Source organism: Streptomyces sp. NPDC091387 (assembly GCF_044756945.1).
In the GTDB taxonomy this organism is placed as follows: domain Bacteria; phylum Actinomycetota; class Actinomycetes; order Streptomycetales; family Streptomycetaceae; genus Streptomyces.
The window spans coordinates 3,459-4,781 of record NZ_JBIVTZ010000023.1 but is presented as its reverse complement, the minus strand read 5'-3'; the positions used below and the strand labels follow the sequence as shown (position 1 = coordinate 4,781).

The window sequence follows — 1,323 nt, the reverse complement described above, 5'->3', positions numbered from 1 at the left end:
CGGGGCGCGAAGCGGCTGCGGCCGTACGGGAGATGGCCCGCTCCAGCTTCCGCACGTGGCAGGCCGGCCGTGAGACCCGCAGCACACGAGCGGGCCGCCGTGAGGCCCGCACCGCACACGAGCGGGCCGCCGTGAGGCCCGCACCGCACACGAGCGGGCCGATACCGCGCCCGGCGAGCGGATCCGGGCGGTGCACACAGGGCGGTGCGCGCCGGGATCCGCTCGCCGGGCGGTGGGACGGTGCCTCGTGCGGTGTATGCCGTGCGCGACACGAACCGGTCCCCCGAGCGCCGGAAGATGATCCAGCCACGGCGTGGCCATAACAGGTTCCAGTCGCCTGTCGCACCGTCAGGCGACGGGCCCGGTCACGGCCTTCTGGACAGACACCCGGCAGGCACCTGCGGTGTCGTGTTTCCAGGAAGCGTCCACCTTCCCTCGACTGCGGCTGAAGACTGCCCTGCGACTCTGCGAACAGCGGCAGCAGAGAGGGAGAAACAGAATGTCTCACAGCAATGCGCAAGCCGTCTTGATACCGAGTGCATTCAGCTCCGTCAGGACGGAGCTCGCCGACTCCTCGGGGCGAAGCGAATTCGATACGAGGAACTTCGGGAAACTGCCTGCGCGCGACGTTCCCGTCAGCGCGCTGTCGGCCGGGGTGTCCCTGCGCCAGAGCGGCACGGACGCCGCCCATATCCAGCTGCTCGCCGACGCCGCGGAAACGGCGGAACTCCCGCCCATTCTCGTCAGGATGGACGGATATCGCATCATCGACGGTCTGCACCGGCTTGAGGCCGCGCGGCTCCGGGGCGACACCACCATCAAAGCGCGTTTCCTGGACTGCTCGAACTCCGAGGCGCTCGTCATCGCGATGAAGGCGAACGGGTCACACGGTCTGCCGCTGTCGAAGGCGGACCGCGTGTCCGGCGCCCAGCGCGTCCTGATCTCCCACCCCGACTGGTCCGACCGCGCCATCGCGGGCATCACCGGTCTGAGCGCGAAGACGATCGCCTCGCTGCGCGACCGCACAGCGGAGGCGACACCGCTCGACGGCAAACGCGTCGGCCGGGACGGCCGCAGGCGCCCGGTGGACGCGGGCGAGGGCCGGCGGCGGGCCGCCCAGTACATCGCCGCGCACCCCAACGCACCGCTGCGGCAGGTCGCCCGCGAGACCGACGTGTCGCTCGGCACCGTCCACGACGTGAGCGCACGGCTGCGGCGAGGCGAGGGCCCGGAGCGGGACAGCCGCCGCACCGCCGCCGCACAAAAGGACGCCGCCGCGGCCGTACCGCAGGAGCGCACCGGCCGGCAGGGCCCGTTCGGCCG

Annotated in this window: 1 protein-coding gene; it reads left to right on the top strand. The window is 71.9% G+C overall.

Annotated features, from left to right (window positions below; translation table 11 throughout):
• Positions 1-499: 499 nt before the first annotated feature.
• Positions 500-1,323: ParB/RepB/Spo0J family partition protein (locus ACIQM0_RS34145; protein ID WP_401294317.1), on the top strand; the 824-nt coding region annotated here is incomplete at its 3' end.